Origin of the sequence: Pseudopontixanthobacter vadosimaris (assembly GCF_012979275.1) — a bacterium.
In the GTDB taxonomy this organism is placed as follows: Bacteria; Pseudomonadota; Alphaproteobacteria; order Sphingomonadales; family Sphingomonadaceae; genus Pseudopontixanthobacter; species Pseudopontixanthobacter vadosimaris.
Genome location: NZ_JABASZ010000032.1, coordinates 134,468 through 149,947, shown reverse-complemented (window position 1 = coordinate 149,947; position 15,480 = coordinate 134,468). Strand labels below are relative to the sequence as shown.

Genomic DNA, 15,480 nt, shown 5'->3' with positions numbered 1-15,480 from the left:
CGGCACATGGCCGGGCCGGCTGGGCGCGGCGCTTGACGAGTATGTTCTTTGACGGGTCACGATAATCTGACGTTGCGCCAGCGGCCTGCCCTTGCAGGGCGAATGAGCCGGATGCTGGGCCAGTGGGGCGTTTTCTTCCGCGGATTCGTGGAACATCCGCGCATGGTCGGCTCGATCATCCCATCATCGGGTTTCACCATCCGCAAGATGCTGGAACCTGTAAAATGGGACGAATGCCGCCTGTTCGTCGAATATGGTCCGGGGGTCGGCACCTTCTGCGCCCCGGTGCTGGAACGGCTGCGTCGTGACGGCAGGCTGATCGTCATCGACACCAACGAACTCTATATCGATTATCTGAACCGCACCATCGACGACAGCCGCTTTCTCGCGGTCCTGGGCTCGGCTGCCGATGTCGAGCTGATCGTGCAGGACGCTGGTTTCGACCATGCCGATTACGTATTGTCGGGATTGCCGTTCTCGACCCTGCCGAACGGCGTCGGCCCCGAAATCGCGGCGGCCACGCACCGGGTTCTCCGGCCCGGCGGAGCCTTCCTGGTCTATCAGTTCTCCGCCGCCGCGCGCGATTTCATGGCGAAACACTTCGCCCATATCGAACAGGGGTTCGAGTTGTGGAACGTGCCGCCCTGCCGCCTGTTCTGGGGCTGGAAAGACGACGCGGCCTGATCGTCAGGAGGCCGGTTGGCGGCGTTCGTCCGCCCGGCCTGCCAACTGCCCGTAAATCGAGACCAATATACCGCTGAACACCACTCCGACCAGCGCACCGAGCAGTCCGTTGACGAGCCCGAGGCCGAATGTAGCGATGTCCGGCCCCGCAAGAGCCAGCGGCAGGCCGAAGATGAAGCCGAGCACGATGCTCAGCACCATATAGGGAATGACCAGCAGGATATAGAAGGCAAGTATTTTCCAGACATGCGGTCTGGTCAGCCGCCAGGAAGCGGCCAGGGCCCTCAGCGGATTGCGCTCCCCCTCCAGCACGATGGCCGGAAGGGTGAGGGACAGCCGAGTCACGACATAGGCCGATATAAGCGCGATGAGGATCGCCAGCAGCAGGTTGAGGCCCGCACTCTCACGAGGTGCGAACAGAGCCGCGATCAGGCCCACGATCGTGAAAATCAGCACAAGGCCGATGATGAAGATCAGAAATGCCGCGACAAGGGTCGGCAGACGGCGGGCTGCCAGCTTCAGCGCCTGTGCGACCGTCGGGCGATCGCCGCCCATCAGCGCCACCATGGCCATATAGGCGATCTGGCCGAGGATGAAGGACAGCAGCCCGAAAGTCACGATCGGCCCCGCCTGTTCGGCAATTGCCGCCGAAATCGCCTCGGCATCGGCACCGGGCGCCGACATCGCGGCGAGATCGGGGGCGGCGACATAGAAGAGAATACCCGGCAGCAGCAGGAACACGCCTGCGATTATCGCCAGGATCTGGAAATTGGCGCGGGTAAGGCCCAGCGCCTCGGTCCACGTCCTGCTCATGTCGAATGTCATCTTGTGCCCCTGTCGCGATCGCGCTCTTGATAAGCGAAGCGGGGCAGGCCACGCAATGCCGATGACCCGATTGACAACCGATAAGATCGAGATCCGGCAGGATCAGGCGCAAGTGCCCTATCGCGAAGCGCTGGCGGAAATGGACGCGCGCAACCGCGCCATCGCCGCCGGCGAGGCGCCTGAAATGATCTGGCTGCTGGAACATCCACCCGTCTATACCGCCGGCACCAGCGCCGCTGCCGACGAGATGCTCGACCCGCGTTTCGAGGTGATCGAGGCAGGGCGCGGCGGGCGTTACACCTATCACGGCCCCGGTCAGCGGATCGGCTATGTCATGCTCGACCTGACGAAAAGGGGACGGGATGTTCGGGGTTTCGTCCATTCGCTGGAAGGCTGGGTCATCGACACGCTGGCCGATCTGGGTGTAGACACCCGCCGTTCACCGGGCAGGATCGGCATCTGGACGGGCGATGCCGGTGCCGAGGCGAAGATCGGTGCCATCGGCGTCAGGGTGCGCCGCTGGGTGACCATGCACGGCTTTTCGGTGAATATCGCGCCCGACCTGTCGCATTTTGCCGGTATCGTGCCCTGCGGTATCGCCGATTTCGGCGTGACGAGCATGGAAAGGCTGGGTATCCGCATCGCCGCCAGCCAGTTCGACGAGGCTCTGCTGGCACGGATGCCCGGCTTTCTCGCGCATCTGCAGGACGGAGAGGGTAAATGAAGCGCATCGTGTGGATCATGCCGGTAGCGGCGACACTTGGGCTGGGGCTGACCCTTTCCGGCTGCAAGGATGAACCCGCCCCCGCGATAAACGGTGGGCAGGGCGCGGAAGGGCAGGTCGCGGGCGGAACCATCAGCGATGCAATGCTGCCGCTGGCGACCGTCCGTTCCGGAAACACCCAATCCGCGCCGGTGACGGGGGGCGATGGCGGCGCCGCTGACGCTGTCCGCAACGGCGCGGAAGCTGGAGATACGGCTGCGGACGAAAGCGGCGCTTCCGAAGAAACCGACGCAGCCGAGGCTGCCGGGGAAGACCCGGCGGCGGAGCAGGAAGCGAATTGAGCTTCCTGCCCCGCAGGCCAGTGGTCAGGGGGCAGGGTTCAGGGTTCAGGGTTCAGGCGGCTTCCTGTTCTTCCAGGGTCGGGTAATCCACATAACCTTCCGCGCCGGGCAGATACCAGCTTTGCGGCACGTTGACGTTCTCCGCCAGATCGGCACCTGCCGCGATGCGCCGGTCGAGATCGGGATTGGAGATGTAGGGCCGGCCGAACGCCACCGCATCGCATTTGCCGGATGCGACATCCGCCGCGGCTTCTTCCGGCGTGTAATCGCTGTTCAGCACCAACGGGCCTGAGAAGATCTCGCGGATCATCGGACTCTGCTTCGGCACCTCGGTCGCGCCGAAGGTTCCGTCGGGTCCGGGTTCGCGCAGCTCGAGGAAGGCAAGTCCGAACTCCTCGATCACGCGGGTGGCCGCGCCGAAGGTGGCGGCGGGGTCGCTGTCGTCGCAGCCCTGCGTCTCGCCATTGGGCGACAGGCGGACGGCCACGCGGTCGGCTCCCCAGACATCGACGAGCGCGGTCAGCACCTCGCGCAGGAAGCGGGTGCGGTTTTCTGCACTGCCGCCATATTCGTCGGTGCGCTTGTTGGTCGAATCGCGCAGGAACTGGTCGACCAGATAGCCATTCGCGCCATGCAGCTGCACCCCGTCGAAGCCCGCTTCCCTGGCATTCACGGCAGCCTGCCGGTAATCGCCGACGACGCGGGCGATTTCCTCCACCGTCAGGGCGCGGGCGGGTTCGTAATCCTTGCGGCCTTCATAGGTATGGGCATGATCGGGCGCCTTGGTCGCCGAAGCCGAAACCGGGGCATCGCCGCCGAGGAAATCGGGGTGGACCAGGCGGCCCATGTGCCACATCTGCAGCATGATGCGCCCGCCCGCATCATGCACGGCCTTCGTGACGTTCTTCCAGCCTGCGACCTGTTCGTCGGTCCAGATGCCGGGAGCGGACGGCCAGCCGAGGCCTTCGCGGCTGATGCCCGTCGCTTCGCTGATGATGAGGCCCGCACCGGCGCGCTGCCGGTAGTAGGTCGCGACCATCTCGTTCGGCACGCCGTCTTGCCCCGAACGTCCACGTGTCAGCGGCGCCATGAGGATCCGGTTCGGTGCCCGGATGGCGCCAAGGTCCAGCGGTTGAAAAAGCGGCTCGTGCATGAAAACTCCCTCGTCTTTTGCATATGCGCCGTCCGGATTTCCGGCCTATGGCGCTTCGATGATTGAAGATGGGTCAGGCGCGCCGGATCGCAACCACGGGTCCGGTTTGCAGTCGGAAAGCATTTCTACGCTCGGCAGCGACACCATGGCGCCGGTTCGGGCGCAGGGCCATGTCGCTGCACCGCCGCCCGGCCCGCGCTGGCTGCTGCTGCTGGCGCTGCTGGCGGGTAATGTCGCCTTGGCCCTCGGTCCGTGGTCGGTGCGTCTGGCGGACAGCGGGCCGGTCGCGGCGGGGTTCTGGCGCCTGTTCCTGGCGGTCCCGTTCCTCGCTTTCTTCGCGCGGCAGAGCGGGCAGAGGCTGGTGCCGGTCCCCCGGGGCGTGTTCCTGGCGATCATCGCGGCCGGTATGGTTTTCGCGCTCGACCTCGCCAGCTGGCACATCGGCATCGCCGCCACCCGGCTCGGCAATGCCACCCTGTTCGGCAATTCGGGCAGCCTCGTGCTGATGATCTGGGGCTTCGTCCTGCTTCGCCGCCTGCCGCGGGGAATGGAATGAGCGGCCATCCTCAGCGCCTTCACGGGCGCGGCGATCCTGTTCGGGCAATCGCTGGAGATCAGCCAGGAGACGCTGGTGGGCGATCTGTTCTGCCTGCTCGCCGGATTGTTCTACGCAGCCTATCTGCTGCTGCTGCAGAACATCCGCCGCACCATGGGCAGCTGGTCGATCCTGACATGGTCCAGCGCAGCCGGCGGGCCGGTGCTGCTGGCCATTGCGCTGCTGCGGGGGGAACCGGTCTGGCCGCAGGACTGGACCCCCATCGTGACGCTGTTCGTGCTGAGCCAGCTGGTGGGGCAGGGTTTGCTGGTTTTCTCGCTGCGGCACTTTTCCCCGCTGATCATCGGCCTTGCCCTGCTGACGCAACCCGCCATCGCCGCGTTGTATGGCTGGGGGTTCTTCGGCGAAGCGGTCGGCGCCCTGGACATGCTCGGCATGGCACTGCTCGGCTGCGCGCTGGTGCTGGCAAAGACGGTCAGCGAGCGAGCTTCTGCGTGAAAATGACGTAGCGCGCTTCCAGATCCACCAGATCGGGGCCGGTGATATTTTCGCGGATCTGTTCGATCAGCCTGTCCCCTGCGCGGGTAATCACCCGGCGGCGGTGCGCGTCATCCAGCATCAGCGAGGCATTGATAAGGGCATCGAAGGTAACGAGCGACGCGATGCGGCTCGTCGCCACCGCGCCGCGCATCGCGCCGAAGCTGCGCTCGATGAAATGGTCGAAATCATCCCTCAGCGGAATCAGCAGATCGTTATTCGGGTCTTCATCCTCGCCATAGCGCACCGCCAGATCGCGCGGGACCAGTTCGGCCACCGCCGCGCCCAGCCAGTGGATAGAGGTGACGGCGGTGAAAGGGTCGTTCACGCCCGGCGACAGGGCGCGCAGGCCGATCTCGACAAGCTCGTCGATCAGGAACTGCAGATCCTGCGACGTGGTGCGCATCGCCCCGAAGGCGAAACAGTCACGCACGTCGTCGTCGGGAAGGTCAAGCGGCTCGTGAAGATCGTCAAGTTCGCGCCAGAAGGCCATGACCATGCCGGGGTGGACGAAATCGCCCGGCCTGACTTCAAGGGCGAGGCGGCCCTTTTCACGCTCCACCAGTTTTCTCAGCCGTTCGTAGTCGACGATCTGGATATAGCCCGTCTGCCTTGCATGGATCGGGCGTCCGTCGCTTTGCTCCAGCTCCACCGCCCCGCGATTGGGCTTGTCGTAGCGGGTCTCGATCTCCTTCAGCAGGCGCGATCCGATACCTTCGAGAACGCTGTTGATGCGGATGGAGGCAGGCACATGATTGAGGAAGAACACCAGCACCATGATCGCCACCGCCATGAACACATAGGCGACCAGCAGCGATAATTGCGGAACGAAGCCCGGCAGCGCGTCCTGCTGCGCCGCAAACAGCGGCGATTCCCCTTCGGCGCGTACATTGCGAAGAATGGTCACCGAATAGACGAAAGTGCCGATGAAGGTGGCGAGGCTGAGCTGATTGCCGCGATCTTCCATGAAATTCGTCAGCAAGCGCGGGCCATAGGTGCCGCTGGCATAGGCAACGGCCGCGATGGTAATGGAAAAGACGGTGGACGCCACGCCGATCATCGAACTGGAGATCACTGTCAGCATGTCGGTCGCGCTTTGCGGGCGCGCGGCGTCGAGCCAGGGCAGCTTCTGGATGGTTTCCGCATAGCCGTTCTTGTCGAGCCACGTGGTCACCAGCGCCAGCACCAGCGCCGACAAGGCGAACAGGGCGGGGAAGAACCAGTAGCTTGCGTTCACGCTCTGCCAGAACGCCTTTAACCTCGTTATCATTTCGCCGCCCCGAGAAGTCCTAAATGCAGCCCCACGGCAGAAGCATGGCGATGGCTGCCCGCCGCCGCAGCCGCCACGGGTTCAGGCCGGTTTGTGGCCAAGGTCGCTGCGCACGCCCAGATCGCCCTGTCCGATAGTGCCGCTCGCCATTTCGAGCATCCGGTCGAGGCTCTGCTTCGCCTTCAGGCGCAGATCTTCCGCAATTTCGATGCGCGGCTCCAGATCGCGCAGCGCGGCATAGAGCTTCTCCATCGTGTTCAGCGCCATATAGGGGCAGATATTGCAATTGCAGTTGCCGTCGGCACCCGGCGCGCCGATGAAGTTCTTGTTTGGCAGCGCCTTTTCCATCTGGTGGATGATATGCGGTTCCGTCGCCACGATCAGCGTGTCGCCCTCGAAAGTGCTCGCGAATTGCAGGATGCCGCTGGTCGATCCGATGTAATCGGCATGTTCGACGATGTGGGCGGGGCATTCGGGATGCGCCGCCACCGGCGCGTCGGGGTGCTGCGCCATCAGCTTCATCAATTCGGTTTCGCTGAAGGCTTCGTGCACGATGCAGACGCCGGGCCACAGCAGCATGTCACGATCGAACTTGCGGTTGAGATAGCCGCCGAGGTGACGGTCCGGCCCGAAGATGATGGGCTGGTCGCGGGGGATCTGTGACAGGATCGTCTCGGCGCTGGAACTCGTCACGATCACGTCGGACAGGGCTTTCACCTCGGTCGAGCAGTTGATGTAGGTCAGCGCGATGTGATCGGGATGGGCGGCGCGGAAGGCTCGGAACTTGTCGGGCGGGCAGGAATCCTCAAGGCTGCACCCTGCATCCATGTCGGGCAGGACGACGATCTTATCCGGGCTGAGGATCTTGGCGGTATCGGCCATGAACTTGACACCGCAGAAGGCGATGACATCGGCATCGGTCGCGGCGGCCTTGCGGCTCAGCTCCAGACTGTCGCCGACGAAATCGGCAATGTCCTGGATCTCGGGCTTCTGGTAATAATGCGCCAGGATGACGGCGTTGCGCTCCTTGCGCAGGCGGTCGATTTCAGCCCTGAGATCGGTGCCGGTGGGAAGTCTGTTCTGAACGCTCATGTCGTCTGCCCTTGCTGCCGCGCCGGGGCGGCCGATGTTTTTGTAACGGCTTGAGCCTAAGGGTCAGGCGAAAATCGCCTACCCGTCAGCCCTCGCGCCATATGTCGCCTGAACGAGCGGCCTGCCCGCGGCGTTCCAGATCGATCAGATGCGCCGTCACGCTCATCCGCGCCGCGGGGATCAGGCGCGGGTCCAGCCCCTTGTACATCTGCGGCACCATATCGGCGGCGCTCTGCGCATTTTCGCCCAGCAGGCGCAATATCTGCCGTTCGCGCTGGCGGCGGTGGCCCATCATCCCGCGCACCAGCTGGCGCGGGTTCTCCACTGCCGGGCCATGGGCGGGGTAATAGATACGGTCTTCGCGCTGCTGCAGCTTCTCCAGGCTGGCCATGTAATCGGCCATGTCGCCATCGGGCGGCACGACCACGCTGGTCGACCAGCCCATCACGTGATCGCCGGTGAACAGCGCGGCGCTTTCCTCCAGCGCGAAACAGAGGTGGTTGGAGACATGGCCGGGCGTGTGCACGGCGCGCAGGGTCCAGTCCGGCCCGGCGATCGCCTCGCCATCCGCAAGTATCCGGTCGGGCGAATAGTCGGTGTCGAACGGCGCATCGGCGCGCGGACCATCGCTTTCGATCGCCAGCGGCGCGCAGCCGATGATCGGCGCGCCGGTGCGGGCGGCCAGCGGCGCGGCGGCGGGCGAATGGTCGCGGTGAGTGTGAGTGCAGGCGATGGCTGTCACGATCCTGCCCTCCAGCGCGCGGACGAGCGCGTCCAGATGCGCTTCATCGGCAGGGCCGGGATCGATCACCGCCACGTCTTCGCCTGCGCCGACGATATAGGTCTGCGTGCCGGTATAGGTGTAGGGCGAGGGATTGGGTGCCAGCACGCGGCGCACCAGCGGCTCCAGCACCTCCACCTCTCCGGTGGGTGCCGACTGTTGCTCGGGTGCGGAAGCGCTTCGGGCCATGGCTTGCATATGGGGTCGAAACTGCGCCATGTCACCCTGTCTCGTCCGGCGAAATCGCCGCAGGGCAGACATTCGCAGGAGTTTCGGAATGACGGGCGACCATATATTGGTGCTGGATGCGGGGACGACATCCACGCGTGCCATGCTGTTCACCGCCGATGGTACGGTTACCGCCAGCGCCAGCCGCGCCCTGTCGCAATTCTATCCCAGGCCAGGCTGGGTCGAACATGATGCACAGCAGTTATGGCAGGAAACGCTGGCCTGCGCGCGTGAGGTGGTGGGCCGGATCGGCGGCGCGGCGAGCGTCGCCGCCATCGGCATCGCCAACCAGCGGGAAACGGTCGTGGCCTGGAACCGCGATACGGGCGAGCCGCTGTCGCGCGCGATCGTCTGGCAGGACCGGCGCACCGCCCGCATGTGTCAGGCCCTGCGCGACGAGGGCTACGAAGCGCTGGTGCAGCAGCGCACCGGATTGCTTCTCGACCCATATTTCTCGGCGACGAAGATGCGCTGGCTGCTAGAGAATGAACCGGCGGTCGCCGCCGCGGCAAGGGACGGGACGCTGGCTTTCGGAACGGTTGAGAGTTGGCTGACATTCCGCCTTTCGAAAGGCCTGCACGTCAGCGATGCCAGCAATGCCAGCCGCACCCTGCTGCTGCCGCTGGACGGCGATGCGCCCGACCCTGGGCTTTGCGCCCTGTTCGGAGTTCCGGAACAGGCGCTGCCCCGCATCTGCGACAATGCCGGCGCGCTGGCGGAGGCCGATGCAGCATGGCTCGGCAGGGCCATACCCGTCACCGGTCTGGCGGGCGACCAGCAGGCGGCGACGATCGGGCAGGCCTGTCTCGATCCGGGCGAGGTCAAGGCGACCTATGGCACGGGTGCCTTCGTGCTGGCGAATATGGGCAGCACGATTCCCCGGTCCTCTCATCGGCTGCTCGGCACCGTGCTGATGCAGCTTGGCGGCAGGCGGACTTATGCGCTGGAAGGATCGGTGTTCGTGGCGGGCAGTCTGATCCAGTGGCTGCGCGATACCCTGGGCCTGATCGACACGGCGGCAGAAACGGAAGACCTCGCCCGTTCGGTGACGAGCAGCGGCGAGGTGACCATTGTTCCTGCTTTGGCCGGGCTGGGCGCACCGCATTGGAATGCCGATGCACGCGGCGTGATCGCGGGACTCAGTTTTTCCAGCGGGCGCGCGCAGATCGTGCGGGCGGCGCTTGAATCCATGGCGCATCAGACATGGGATCTGGCGACCGCCTTCGCCGCCGACGGCGCACGCTGGGCCAATCTGCGGATCGACGGCGGGATGAGCGCGAATGACTGGATGGCGCAGGATCTTGCCGACATGCTCGACCTGCCGGTCGAACGCCCCGAATTCATCGAGACGACAGCCCTGGGCGCTGCCATGCTCGCCGCTTTGGGTTGCGGCTGGTTCTCCGATCTGCCTGCGGCGACGAAGGCGATGCGCGGCGGCGCGGCCCTGTTCACGCCGCAGCTGGATCAGGGGCAGCGGGCAGAGCGGCTGGCGCGCTGGCGCAAGGCGCTGTCGGCAGCCTGACCCGCGGAACGGCGTGCGCCCCGCCAGGCATCGATGCGCCGGCTCAGTTCAGTTGCATCGCCTGGCCCAGACGTTGCTGCATCTTCCACACGGTGCCGCCGCCGCGATGCTGGGGAACGGAGGTTCCGCTCACATCGCCCGGAGCCCGGCGCCATTCTGCATCCAGGCGCGCGATACGCTGGTGCAATCGCCGCGTCTGCGCGATGATTTCCTGCGTTTCAGGCGGCAGGAGAGCGAGGCAGTCCGCATCCGCGAGCCGATCTGCAGGAAGCTTGCCATGGCGGCGCAATTGCGTCTCGCTGATCTCGCCCGCCAGGAATGCACGCTGGTTCAGCAGCCAGGCAAGCACATGCATGGTCCGCGTGGTGGTGCGCAAACCTTCGACGAAATGCGCGATCCTCACCCGGTCGGCATCCTCGCCGGCGGCAGATACGCCGTCACCGGCGGGGTCGATGGTGAAGGCGAGGCGGACCTCGTCGGCCAGAACCAGCGCCTGTGCATAGAGCGTGTTGATGATGGAGCGGGTGATGTCGGACGAGACTGCCATTGCGAATCGCTAGGGAATCGCTGCGAATCGCGCTAGAGTCGAAATGAGAAAATAATGCTCCGGACGTCATCCGTCCTCGGAAGGGCCTGTGCATAAGTCTTTCTATCAGGGGATCGTTCAGGCGATTATGTCCGGCAGCAGAATGTCCGCGACATTGGCGATCTGGTCCTTCAGCCGAAGCTTGCGCTTTTTCAGCCGCATGATCTGCAACTGATCCGGAAAATCCGTCAGGCTCAGCGCATCGATGGCGGCGTCGAGGTCGCGATGTTCGATGCGCAGGGCGTCAAGCTGCTTGCGCAGGGTCTGTTCATCCATGCTCGCGATTCATCCTTCCGGGCATCATGGCTGCAATTCGTCGCTCATGATGCGATGCTCGTCGCTTAAGCATAATTGCGCCCTTCGCAAAGGCGCGATTTCATGGTTCGTCTGTGTTGCGGCGCTTGCCAGCCGGGACATGGCCATTGAGGCGAGTCGCCGCAGAGGCCTGCCAGTCTCGGTGCCCAGGGCGCTGAAGCTGCAGGCTGCTGGTCGAAGCCGAAAAGGAGAAGCCGATGAGCACGTCCCATGTCGAAAGCCTCGAACGCAAACATGCCGGTCTGGAGGCACAATTGCGAATGGAGCAGGGCCGTCCCGACCCCGACACGGCGACTATCCAGCGACTGAAGAAGAACAAGCTTCGCATCAAGGAAGAATTGGCGGCCAATTGACGGCCTGCGTTTCGCAGGGCGCATAACGTGCTATAGGCGGCGGTCATGACAGCCGCCGCCTCAGCCCGTTCGATCCTGACCCAGTTGCACGAGGTGATGGCCAGCCGCATGCATGTGCAGGGCAAGCTGGACCGCGTGGTCGAGATTATCGGCGAAACGCTCGATAGCGAGGTTTGCTCGATCTATCTGCTGCGCGACGGGATGCTGGAACTATTCGCCACGCGCGGGCTGAACCAGGCTGCGGTGCATGTTACCCGCCTTGCCATGGGGGAAGGCCTGTCGGGCACGATCGCCGACCGGATCGAAACGCTGAACCTTGCCGAGGCTAAGGCTCATCCTGACTTCCTCTACCGCCCCGAAACGGGCGAGGAAAAATTCAACAGCTTCGCCGGCGTCCCCATCGTCCACCGCGAACGGGCGGTGGGCACGCTGTGCGTGCAGCATGTCGATCCGCGCCGGTATGAAGATGTCGAGATCGAGGCTTTGCAGACCACCGCGATGGTCCTGTCCGAACTGATCGCCAATGCCGGGCTGGTCGATGACGAGGCGGCGCGGGGGCTGACGGTCGAGCAGACCGGGCCCGCCCTGCTGACCGGTCTGACGCTGGTGAAGGGCGTGGCCTGCGGCGATGCCGTGTTCCACCAGCCGCGGGTCACCATCGACCAGATCGTCGCGGAGGATACCGAGGCCGAGCGGCAACGCGTCTACCGCGCTTTCGACCGGATGCGCGAACAGATCGACAAGATGACCGCGCAGGCTGAATTCGGCGTCGGCGGCGAGCTGGAGGAGGTGCTGCAGACCTACCGGATGTTCGCCTATGACGAGGGCTGGGCGCGGCGAATCAACAGCGCCATTGATTCCGGCCTGACGGCCGAGGCTGCCATCGAGAGGGTGCAGCAGCATACCCGCATGCGGATGCGCGAGATCGACGATCCGCTGCTGGCCAACCGGATGCACGATCTGGAGGATCTGGCCAACCGGCTGCTGCGGATCGTTTCGGGGCAGCTCGGCACCGCCGCGACGCAGGGGCTGCGCCGCGACACCATCCTGATCGCCCGCAATCTCGGCCCTGCCGAACTGCTGGAATATGATCGCCGCCGCCTGAAGGGCGTGCTGCTGGAAGAAGGTTCGCTCACCGCGCATGTGGTCATCGTCGCGCGGGCGATGGGCGTGCCGGTGCTGGGCAGGGTCCGGGGCCTGCGCGGCGTCGTGAACGATGGCGACACCATCCTGCTCGATGCCGACCGTGCCTCTGCCACCGTGCGCCCGGCGCAGCCGATGGCGGAGGATTTCGCCGCCCGCATGGCCGCTTCGCGCCGGAAACAGGCCGCCTATGTCGAATTGCGCGACGTGGAACCGTTCAGCCGCGACGGGCAGCGCGTGCAGGTGATGATGAATGCAGGCCTGCGCGACGACATGCCGAGCCTCGCCTTGACCGGGGCCGACGGCATCGGCCTGTTCCGCACCGAATTCCAGTTCCTGGTTTCCGCCACCCTGCCTCAGCGCGACCGGCAGACGCGGCTCTACCGCGATGTGCTAGATACCGCCGGGGACAAGCCGGTGATCTTCCGCACCGTCGATATCGGCGGCGACAAGGCCGTGCCCTATCTGCGCCCCGGCGCGGCCGAACTGGACGAGAACCCGGCGATGGGCTGGCGGGCGCTGCGCCTGGCGCTGGAGCGTGAGGGTCTGCTGAAGGCGCAGGCGCGCGCGCTGCTGGAAGCTGCCGCAGGCAGGCCGCTGAATGTCATGTTCCCGATGGTGAGCGAGCCGTGGGAATTCGACGCGGCAAAGGCCGTGTTCGAAGATCAGCTCCGCTTCCTGCGCTTGCAGAAGAAAGCTTTGCCCGATCAGATCCGCTATGGCGCGATGCTGGAAGTGCCTGCGCTTGCCGAAGTTCTGGACCAGCTTGCGCCGCGGCTCAGCTTTCTCTCGATCGGCACCAACGATCTGACGCAATTTCTTTTCGCGGCGGATCGCGCCAACCCCAAGCTGGCCGAACGGTACGACTGGCTGAGCATTTCGATCATGCGTTTTCTGAACCGGATCGTGAAGGCCACCGTCCGCTATCCCGTCGATCTGGGCGTGTGCGGGGAAATGGGCGGCCGCAGGCTGGAAGCGCTGGCGCTGCTTGGGCTGGGTATCCGGCGCCTGTCGATCAGCCCCGCTTCGGTGGGGCCGATCAAGGAGCTTGTCCGCAAAGTCGATCTGCCGGAAATAGAGGAGGCGATGGCCGGGTTCATTCACTCTCCACCAGCCGATCTGCGCTCAGCACTGAAGGCGTGGGCGGACGAGCGCGAGATCGAGACGGATTAGCCTCTCCTGCCGCAGCAGCGCCTGTTTCGAACGATGCAGATGCTCGACAGGGATAGCGCCCGCCTCTCGTCTGTGGTTAACAGAAGGCAGGCTGCGCCGGCAGAGACAGAACAGAAGGCTGGCGCGGGGCTAACCGGTGCCGGACGAGCATCTAAACAGGTCCGGGGCAGGGCCAAAGCAGGAATTGCGACGGGAAAACGCATGAAGGACGAGGATACGGGCATTCACGAAACCGCCGCCTATGGCGGGGCCGGAGAGAGGCTGCGCAGCGCGCGCGAAGCTGCCGGGCTGTCGCTGGAGCAGGTCTCCGCCGAGACGCGCATACCCGAACGGCACCTGGCAGTGATCGACAGCGGTAATTTCGATGCGTTACCGGCGCGCACCTATGCCGTTGGCTTCTCGCGATCCTATGCCAAGGTGGTGGGGCTGGACCCCCGCGAAATCACCGACGAGGTGCGGGCGGAACTCGGCCATTCGCGCCCTGCGCAGCAGCAGCGCGCCGCTACGTTCGAACCCGGCGATCCGGCGCGGGTGCCCTCGCGCGGGCTCGCCTTTTTCTCTGTCTTCGCGATCCTGCTGCTGCTGGTCGGCGGGTTCATGTTCTACCGCGCCTATTTCGCGCCAGGCTCCGGCCCTGCGCCGCTGGTCGCCGACGAACCGCAGCTTGCAGGGACGGCATCGGGAGCGGCGGCTGGAGCAGGGGCCGCCGCCCTGCCCACGCCCGAACCGACCGGACCGGTCGTGTTCACTGCGCGCGGCGAAGCCTGGGTCCGCTTCTACGATGGGAATGGTGACGTGCTGATGGAAGGCGTGATGAGCGACGGCGATACCTACACCGTGCCCGCCGATGCAAGCGAACCGCAATTGCGTACCGGACGGCCCGATCTGCTCGACATCAAGGTCGGTGGCCGTGCACTGCCGCGCCTGGCGGAGGAAGATCAGGTCATGTCCGATGTTCCGGTGACTGCAGCGGCGCTGATCGCCCGGAACGACGGTGCCGCGCAGGCTGCGGTGCCGGCTGGCACGGTCGGCGGGATACCGCAGGTGCCTGCTGCGCCAGCCACGCGTGCACCTGCCGCCGGAACTGCGAACTGACCGCGCAATCCGGTCCCGTTCAGCGGGCGTTCGGTGCCGCAGCGCCAAAGCAGGACCGTATCATGGTAAAGGGATGGAGAGGGTAGGATACAATGATGAGCCGACAGTCTGCAAGGAAGACGAATGCGCCAGATTTTCGCCGCACCGTGCTGGGCGGACTGGCGGCGCTGTCCGTCATCGGGACGGCGGTGCCCGCCGCCGCGCAGGACAATGCCGAAACCCGCATCCGCAAGCTGGAGGCGGAGATCAGGGCCTTGCAGCGCAAGGTGTTTCCCGGTGCCGACGGCCGGTATTTCGAGCCCGAGATCACCGGCACTCCGGCACAGCCGACAGGCGTTGCCGCACCTTCCACCACCGCAGTGACGGACATCCTCGCCCGGCTCGACGCCATGGAAGGATCGCTCCAGCGCCTCACCGCCATGAACGAGGAAAATGGCAACGAACTGCGTGAACTCGGCACCCGGCTCGCGGCGCTCGAAGTGACCAGCCGTGCCAATGTGCAGGCGGCGACTGCCGGACCGACCCCGGCAGGCACCCCGGCGGCGGATGCCAATCTCGCTGCCATGAGCGGCGGCGCGTCCGCATCGGCGGCCACGATCGGGTCCGCCACGCCCGCAGCGCGCCCGCCAGTCCCGTCGCCGGCACCGGTGGCAGCACCCAGTGCGGAGCGCCTGGCCGCCGTGCAGGCCATCGCCAAGCCGCAGACGGACGATCCCGGGGATGACGAATATTCCTATGGCTACCGCCTGTGGGATGCGGGCTTCTTTCCCGAGGCGCAGCAGCAGTTGAACCTGTTCGTGGAAAAATATCCCAACCATTCGCGCGTGACCTACGGCCGCAATCTTCTGGGCCGCGCCTATCTCGATGATGGCAAGCCGCGCGAGGCTGCCCCGTGGTTCCTGCGGAACTACCAGGCGGACAAGCAGGCCGCGCGTGCGCCGGACAGCCTGCTGTATCTCGCCCGGGCGATGATCGCCATCGAGGATACCGAGCGCGCATGTATCGCGCTTGCCGAATTTAGCGATACCTACCCTGCCATTGCAGCGGGCCGCCTGTCGGGCGATTACCAGAACAGCCTGGCGCGGGTGAATTGCGATTGACC

At 65.2% G+C, this 15,480-nt stretch carries 17 protein-coding genes; 10 read left to right on the top strand and 7 right to left on the bottom strand.

Annotation, left to right across the window (positions count from 1 at the left end):
• Nucleotides 1-102 precede the first annotated feature (102 nt).
• On the top strand, nucleotides 103-684 hold the full coding sequence (locus HG250_RS07535) for a class I SAM-dependent methyltransferase (RefSeq protein ID WP_170004281.1): 582 nt from the start codon (nucleotides 103-105) through the stop codon (nucleotides 682-684).
• 3 nt (nucleotides 685-687) lie between these two features.
• Here the strand turns inward: HG250_RS07535 and HG250_RS07530 are convergent, their stop codons facing one another.
• Nucleotides 688-1,509: a glycerophosphoryl diester phosphodiesterase membrane domain-containing protein gene (locus HG250_RS07530; protein ID WP_170004279.1), complete on the bottom strand. Its 822-nt coding sequence runs from the start codon at nucleotides 1,507-1,509 to the stop codon at nucleotides 688-690.
• A 61-nt stretch (nucleotides 1,510-1,570) separates the two neighbouring features.
• On the opposite strand from HG250_RS07530, the gene lipB reads away from it, so the two are divergent.
• Together lipB and HG250_RS07520 are read left to right on the top strand one after the other, a co-directional pair.
• Nucleotides 1,571-2,233 (top strand): lipoyl(octanoyl) transferase LipB, encoded by a 663-nt coding sequence (gene lipB, locus HG250_RS07525; RefSeq protein ID WP_170004277.1) that lies wholly within the window; start codon nucleotides 1,571-1,573, stop codon nucleotides 2,231-2,233.
• Nucleotides 2,230-2,574 carry a hypothetical protein gene (locus tag HG250_RS07520; protein WP_240956979.1) on the top strand — a complete coding sequence of 115 codons (345 nt, stop codon included), beginning with the start codon at nucleotides 2,230-2,232 and terminating at the stop codon, nucleotides 2,572-2,574. Before lipB ends, HG250_RS07520 begins: the two co-directional genes overlap by 4 nt.
• A gap of 52 nt (nucleotides 2,575-2,626) precedes the next feature.
• Here the strand turns inward: HG250_RS07520 and HG250_RS07515 are convergent, their stop codons facing one another.
• Nucleotides 2,627-3,727: an alkene reductase gene (locus tag HG250_RS07515; RefSeq protein WP_170004275.1), complete on the bottom strand. Its 1,101-nt coding sequence runs from the start codon at nucleotides 3,725-3,727 to the stop codon at nucleotides 2,627-2,629.
• Between the two features lie 58 nt (nucleotides 3,728-3,785).
• Between HG250_RS07515 and HG250_RS13095 the strand changes: the two genes are divergently transcribed.
• Together HG250_RS13095 and HG250_RS13090 are read left to right on the top strand one after the other, a co-directional pair.
• A complete protein-coding gene (locus HG250_RS13095) occupies nucleotides 3,786-4,283 on the top strand; it encodes a hypothetical protein (RefSeq protein ID WP_338103881.1) in 498 nt (165 codons plus the stop codon).
• A gap of 75 nt (nucleotides 4,284-4,358) precedes the next feature.
• Nucleotides 4,359-4,781, top strand: coding sequence for an EamA family transporter (locus tag HG250_RS13090; RefSeq protein WP_338103880.1), 423 nt, complete (start codon nucleotides 4,359-4,361; stop codon nucleotides 4,779-4,781).
• On the opposite strand, the gene HG250_RS07505 is transcribed toward HG250_RS13090, so the two are convergent.
• The 3 genes from HG250_RS07505 to HG250_RS07495 all read right to left on the bottom strand — a co-directional run bounded on the left by HG250_RS07505 (nucleotide 4,759) and on the right by HG250_RS07495 (nucleotide 8,152).
• Nucleotides 4,759-6,090 (bottom strand): DUF2254 domain-containing protein, encoded by a 1,332-nt coding sequence (locus HG250_RS07505; protein WP_170004273.1) that lies wholly within the window; start codon nucleotides 6,088-6,090, stop codon nucleotides 4,759-4,761. The two genes, HG250_RS13090 and HG250_RS07505, sit on opposite strands and share 23 nt — an antisense overlap.
• A gap of 81 nt (nucleotides 6,091-6,171) precedes the next feature.
• A complete protein-coding gene (gene nadA / locus HG250_RS07500) occupies nucleotides 6,172-7,182 on the bottom strand; it encodes a quinolinate synthase NadA (RefSeq protein ID WP_170004271.1) in 1,011 nt (336 codons plus the stop codon).
• An 85-nt stretch (nucleotides 7,183-7,267) separates the two neighbouring features.
• A complete protein-coding gene (locus HG250_RS07495; protein WP_170004269.1) occupies nucleotides 7,268-8,152 on the bottom strand; it encodes an MBL fold metallo-hydrolase in 885 nt (294 codons plus the stop codon).
• Nucleotides 8,153-8,240: 88 nt separating this feature from the next.
• On the opposite strand from HG250_RS07495, the gene HG250_RS07490 reads away from it, so the two are divergent.
• Complete coding sequence (locus HG250_RS07490) at nucleotides 8,241-9,713, top strand: glycerol kinase (protein ID WP_170004267.1); 1,473 nt, start codon at nucleotides 8,241-8,243, stop codon at nucleotides 9,711-9,713.
• A 43-nt stretch (nucleotides 9,714-9,756) separates the two neighbouring features.
• On the opposite strand, the gene HG250_RS07485 is transcribed toward HG250_RS07490, so the two are convergent.
• Together HG250_RS07485 and HG250_RS07480 are read right to left on the bottom strand one after the other, a co-directional pair.
• The gene (locus HG250_RS07485) at nucleotides 9,757-10,260 is read right to left on the bottom strand and encodes a DUF1465 family protein (RefSeq protein WP_170004265.1); all 504 of its coding nucleotides are present in this window, start codon (nucleotides 10,258-10,260) and stop codon (nucleotides 9,757-9,759) included.
• A 117-nt stretch (nucleotides 10,261-10,377) separates the two neighbouring features.
• The gene (locus HG250_RS07480; RefSeq protein ID WP_170004263.1) at nucleotides 10,378-10,575 is read right to left on the bottom strand and encodes a YdcH family protein; all 198 of its coding nucleotides are present in this window, start codon (nucleotides 10,573-10,575) and stop codon (nucleotides 10,378-10,380) included.
• 236 nt (nucleotides 10,576-10,811) lie between these two features.
• Here HG250_RS07480 and HG250_RS07475 point away from each other — a divergent pair, with 236 nt between their 5' ends.
• The 4 genes from HG250_RS07475 (at nucleotide 10,812) to HG250_RS07460 (ending at nucleotide 15,478) form a co-directional block, all read left to right on the top strand.
• Complete coding sequence (locus HG250_RS07475; RefSeq protein WP_170004261.1) at nucleotides 10,812-10,967, top strand: YdcH family protein; 156 nt, start codon at nucleotides 10,812-10,814, stop codon at nucleotides 10,965-10,967.
• Between the two features lie 45 nt (nucleotides 10,968-11,012).
• A complete protein-coding gene (gene ptsP, locus HG250_RS07470; RefSeq protein WP_170004259.1) occupies nucleotides 11,013-13,283 on the top strand; it encodes a phosphoenolpyruvate--protein phosphotransferase in 2,271 nt (756 codons plus the stop codon).
• Nucleotides 13,284-13,484: 201 nt separating this feature from the next.
• A complete protein-coding gene (locus HG250_RS07465) occupies nucleotides 13,485-14,378 on the top strand; it encodes a helix-turn-helix domain-containing protein (RefSeq protein ID WP_170004257.1) in 894 nt (297 codons plus the stop codon).
• Between the two features lie 92 nt (nucleotides 14,379-14,470).
• Nucleotides 14,471-15,478, top strand: coding sequence for a tetratricopeptide repeat protein (locus tag HG250_RS07460; RefSeq protein WP_420821315.1), 1,008 nt, complete (start codon nucleotides 14,471-14,473; stop codon nucleotides 15,476-15,478).
• Nucleotides 15,479-15,480 lie beyond the last annotated feature (2 nt).

Coding starts and splice junctions, on each gene's coding strand:
- ptsP (WP_170004259.1), top strand. CDS start 11,013: ATGACAGCCGCCGCCTCAGCCCGTTCGATCCTGACCCAGTTGCACGAG.
- HG250_RS07490 (WP_170004267.1), top strand. CDS start 8,241: ATGACGGGCGACCATATATTGGTGCTGGATGCGGGGACGACATCCACG.
- HG250_RS07485 (WP_170004265.1), bottom strand. CDS start 10,260: ATGGCAGTCTCGTCCGACATCACCCGCTCCATCATCAACACGCTCTAT.
- HG250_RS07460 (WP_420821315.1), top strand. CDS start 14,471: ATGATGAGCCGACAGTCTGCAAGGAAGACGAATGCGCCAGATTTTCGC.
- lipB (WP_170004277.1), top strand. CDS start 1,571: ATGACCCGATTGACAACCGATAAGATCGAGATCCGGCAGGATCAGGCG.
- nadA (WP_170004271.1), bottom strand. CDS start 7,182: ATGAGCGTTCAGAACAGACTTCCCACCGGCACCGATCTCAGGGCTGAA.
- HG250_RS07475 (WP_170004261.1), top strand. CDS start 10,812: ATGAGCACGTCCCATGTCGAAAGCCTCGAACGCAAACATGCCGGTCTG.
- HG250_RS07535 (WP_170004281.1), top strand. CDS start 103: ATGAGCCGGATGCTGGGCCAGTGGGGCGTTTTCTTCCGCGGATTCGTG.
- HG250_RS07515 (WP_170004275.1), bottom strand. CDS start 3,727: ATGCACGAGCCGCTTTTTCAACCGCTGGACCTTGGCGCCATCCGGGCA.
- HG250_RS07530 (WP_170004279.1), bottom strand. CDS start 1,509: ATGACATTCGACATGAGCAGGACGTGGACCGAGGCGCTGGGCCTTACC.
- HG250_RS13095 (WP_338103881.1), top strand. CDS start 3,786: ATGATTGAAGATGGGTCAGGCGCGCCGGATCGCAACCACGGGTCCGGT.
- HG250_RS07495 (WP_170004269.1), bottom strand. CDS start 8,152: ATGGCCCGAAGCGCTTCCGCACCCGAGCAACAGTCGGCACCCACCGGA.
- HG250_RS07465 (WP_170004257.1), top strand. CDS start 13,485: ATGAAGGACGAGGATACGGGCATTCACGAAACCGCCGCCTATGGCGGG.
- HG250_RS07520 (WP_240956979.1), top strand. CDS start 2,230: ATGAAGCGCATCGTGTGGATCATGCCGGTAGCGGCGACACTTGGGCTG.
- HG250_RS07480 (WP_170004263.1), bottom strand. CDS start 10,575: ATGGATGAACAGACCCTGCGCAAGCAGCTTGACGCCCTGCGCATCGAA.
- HG250_RS07505 (WP_170004273.1), bottom strand. CDS start 6,090: ATGATAACGAGGTTAAAGGCGTTCTGGCAGAGCGTGAACGCAAGCTAC.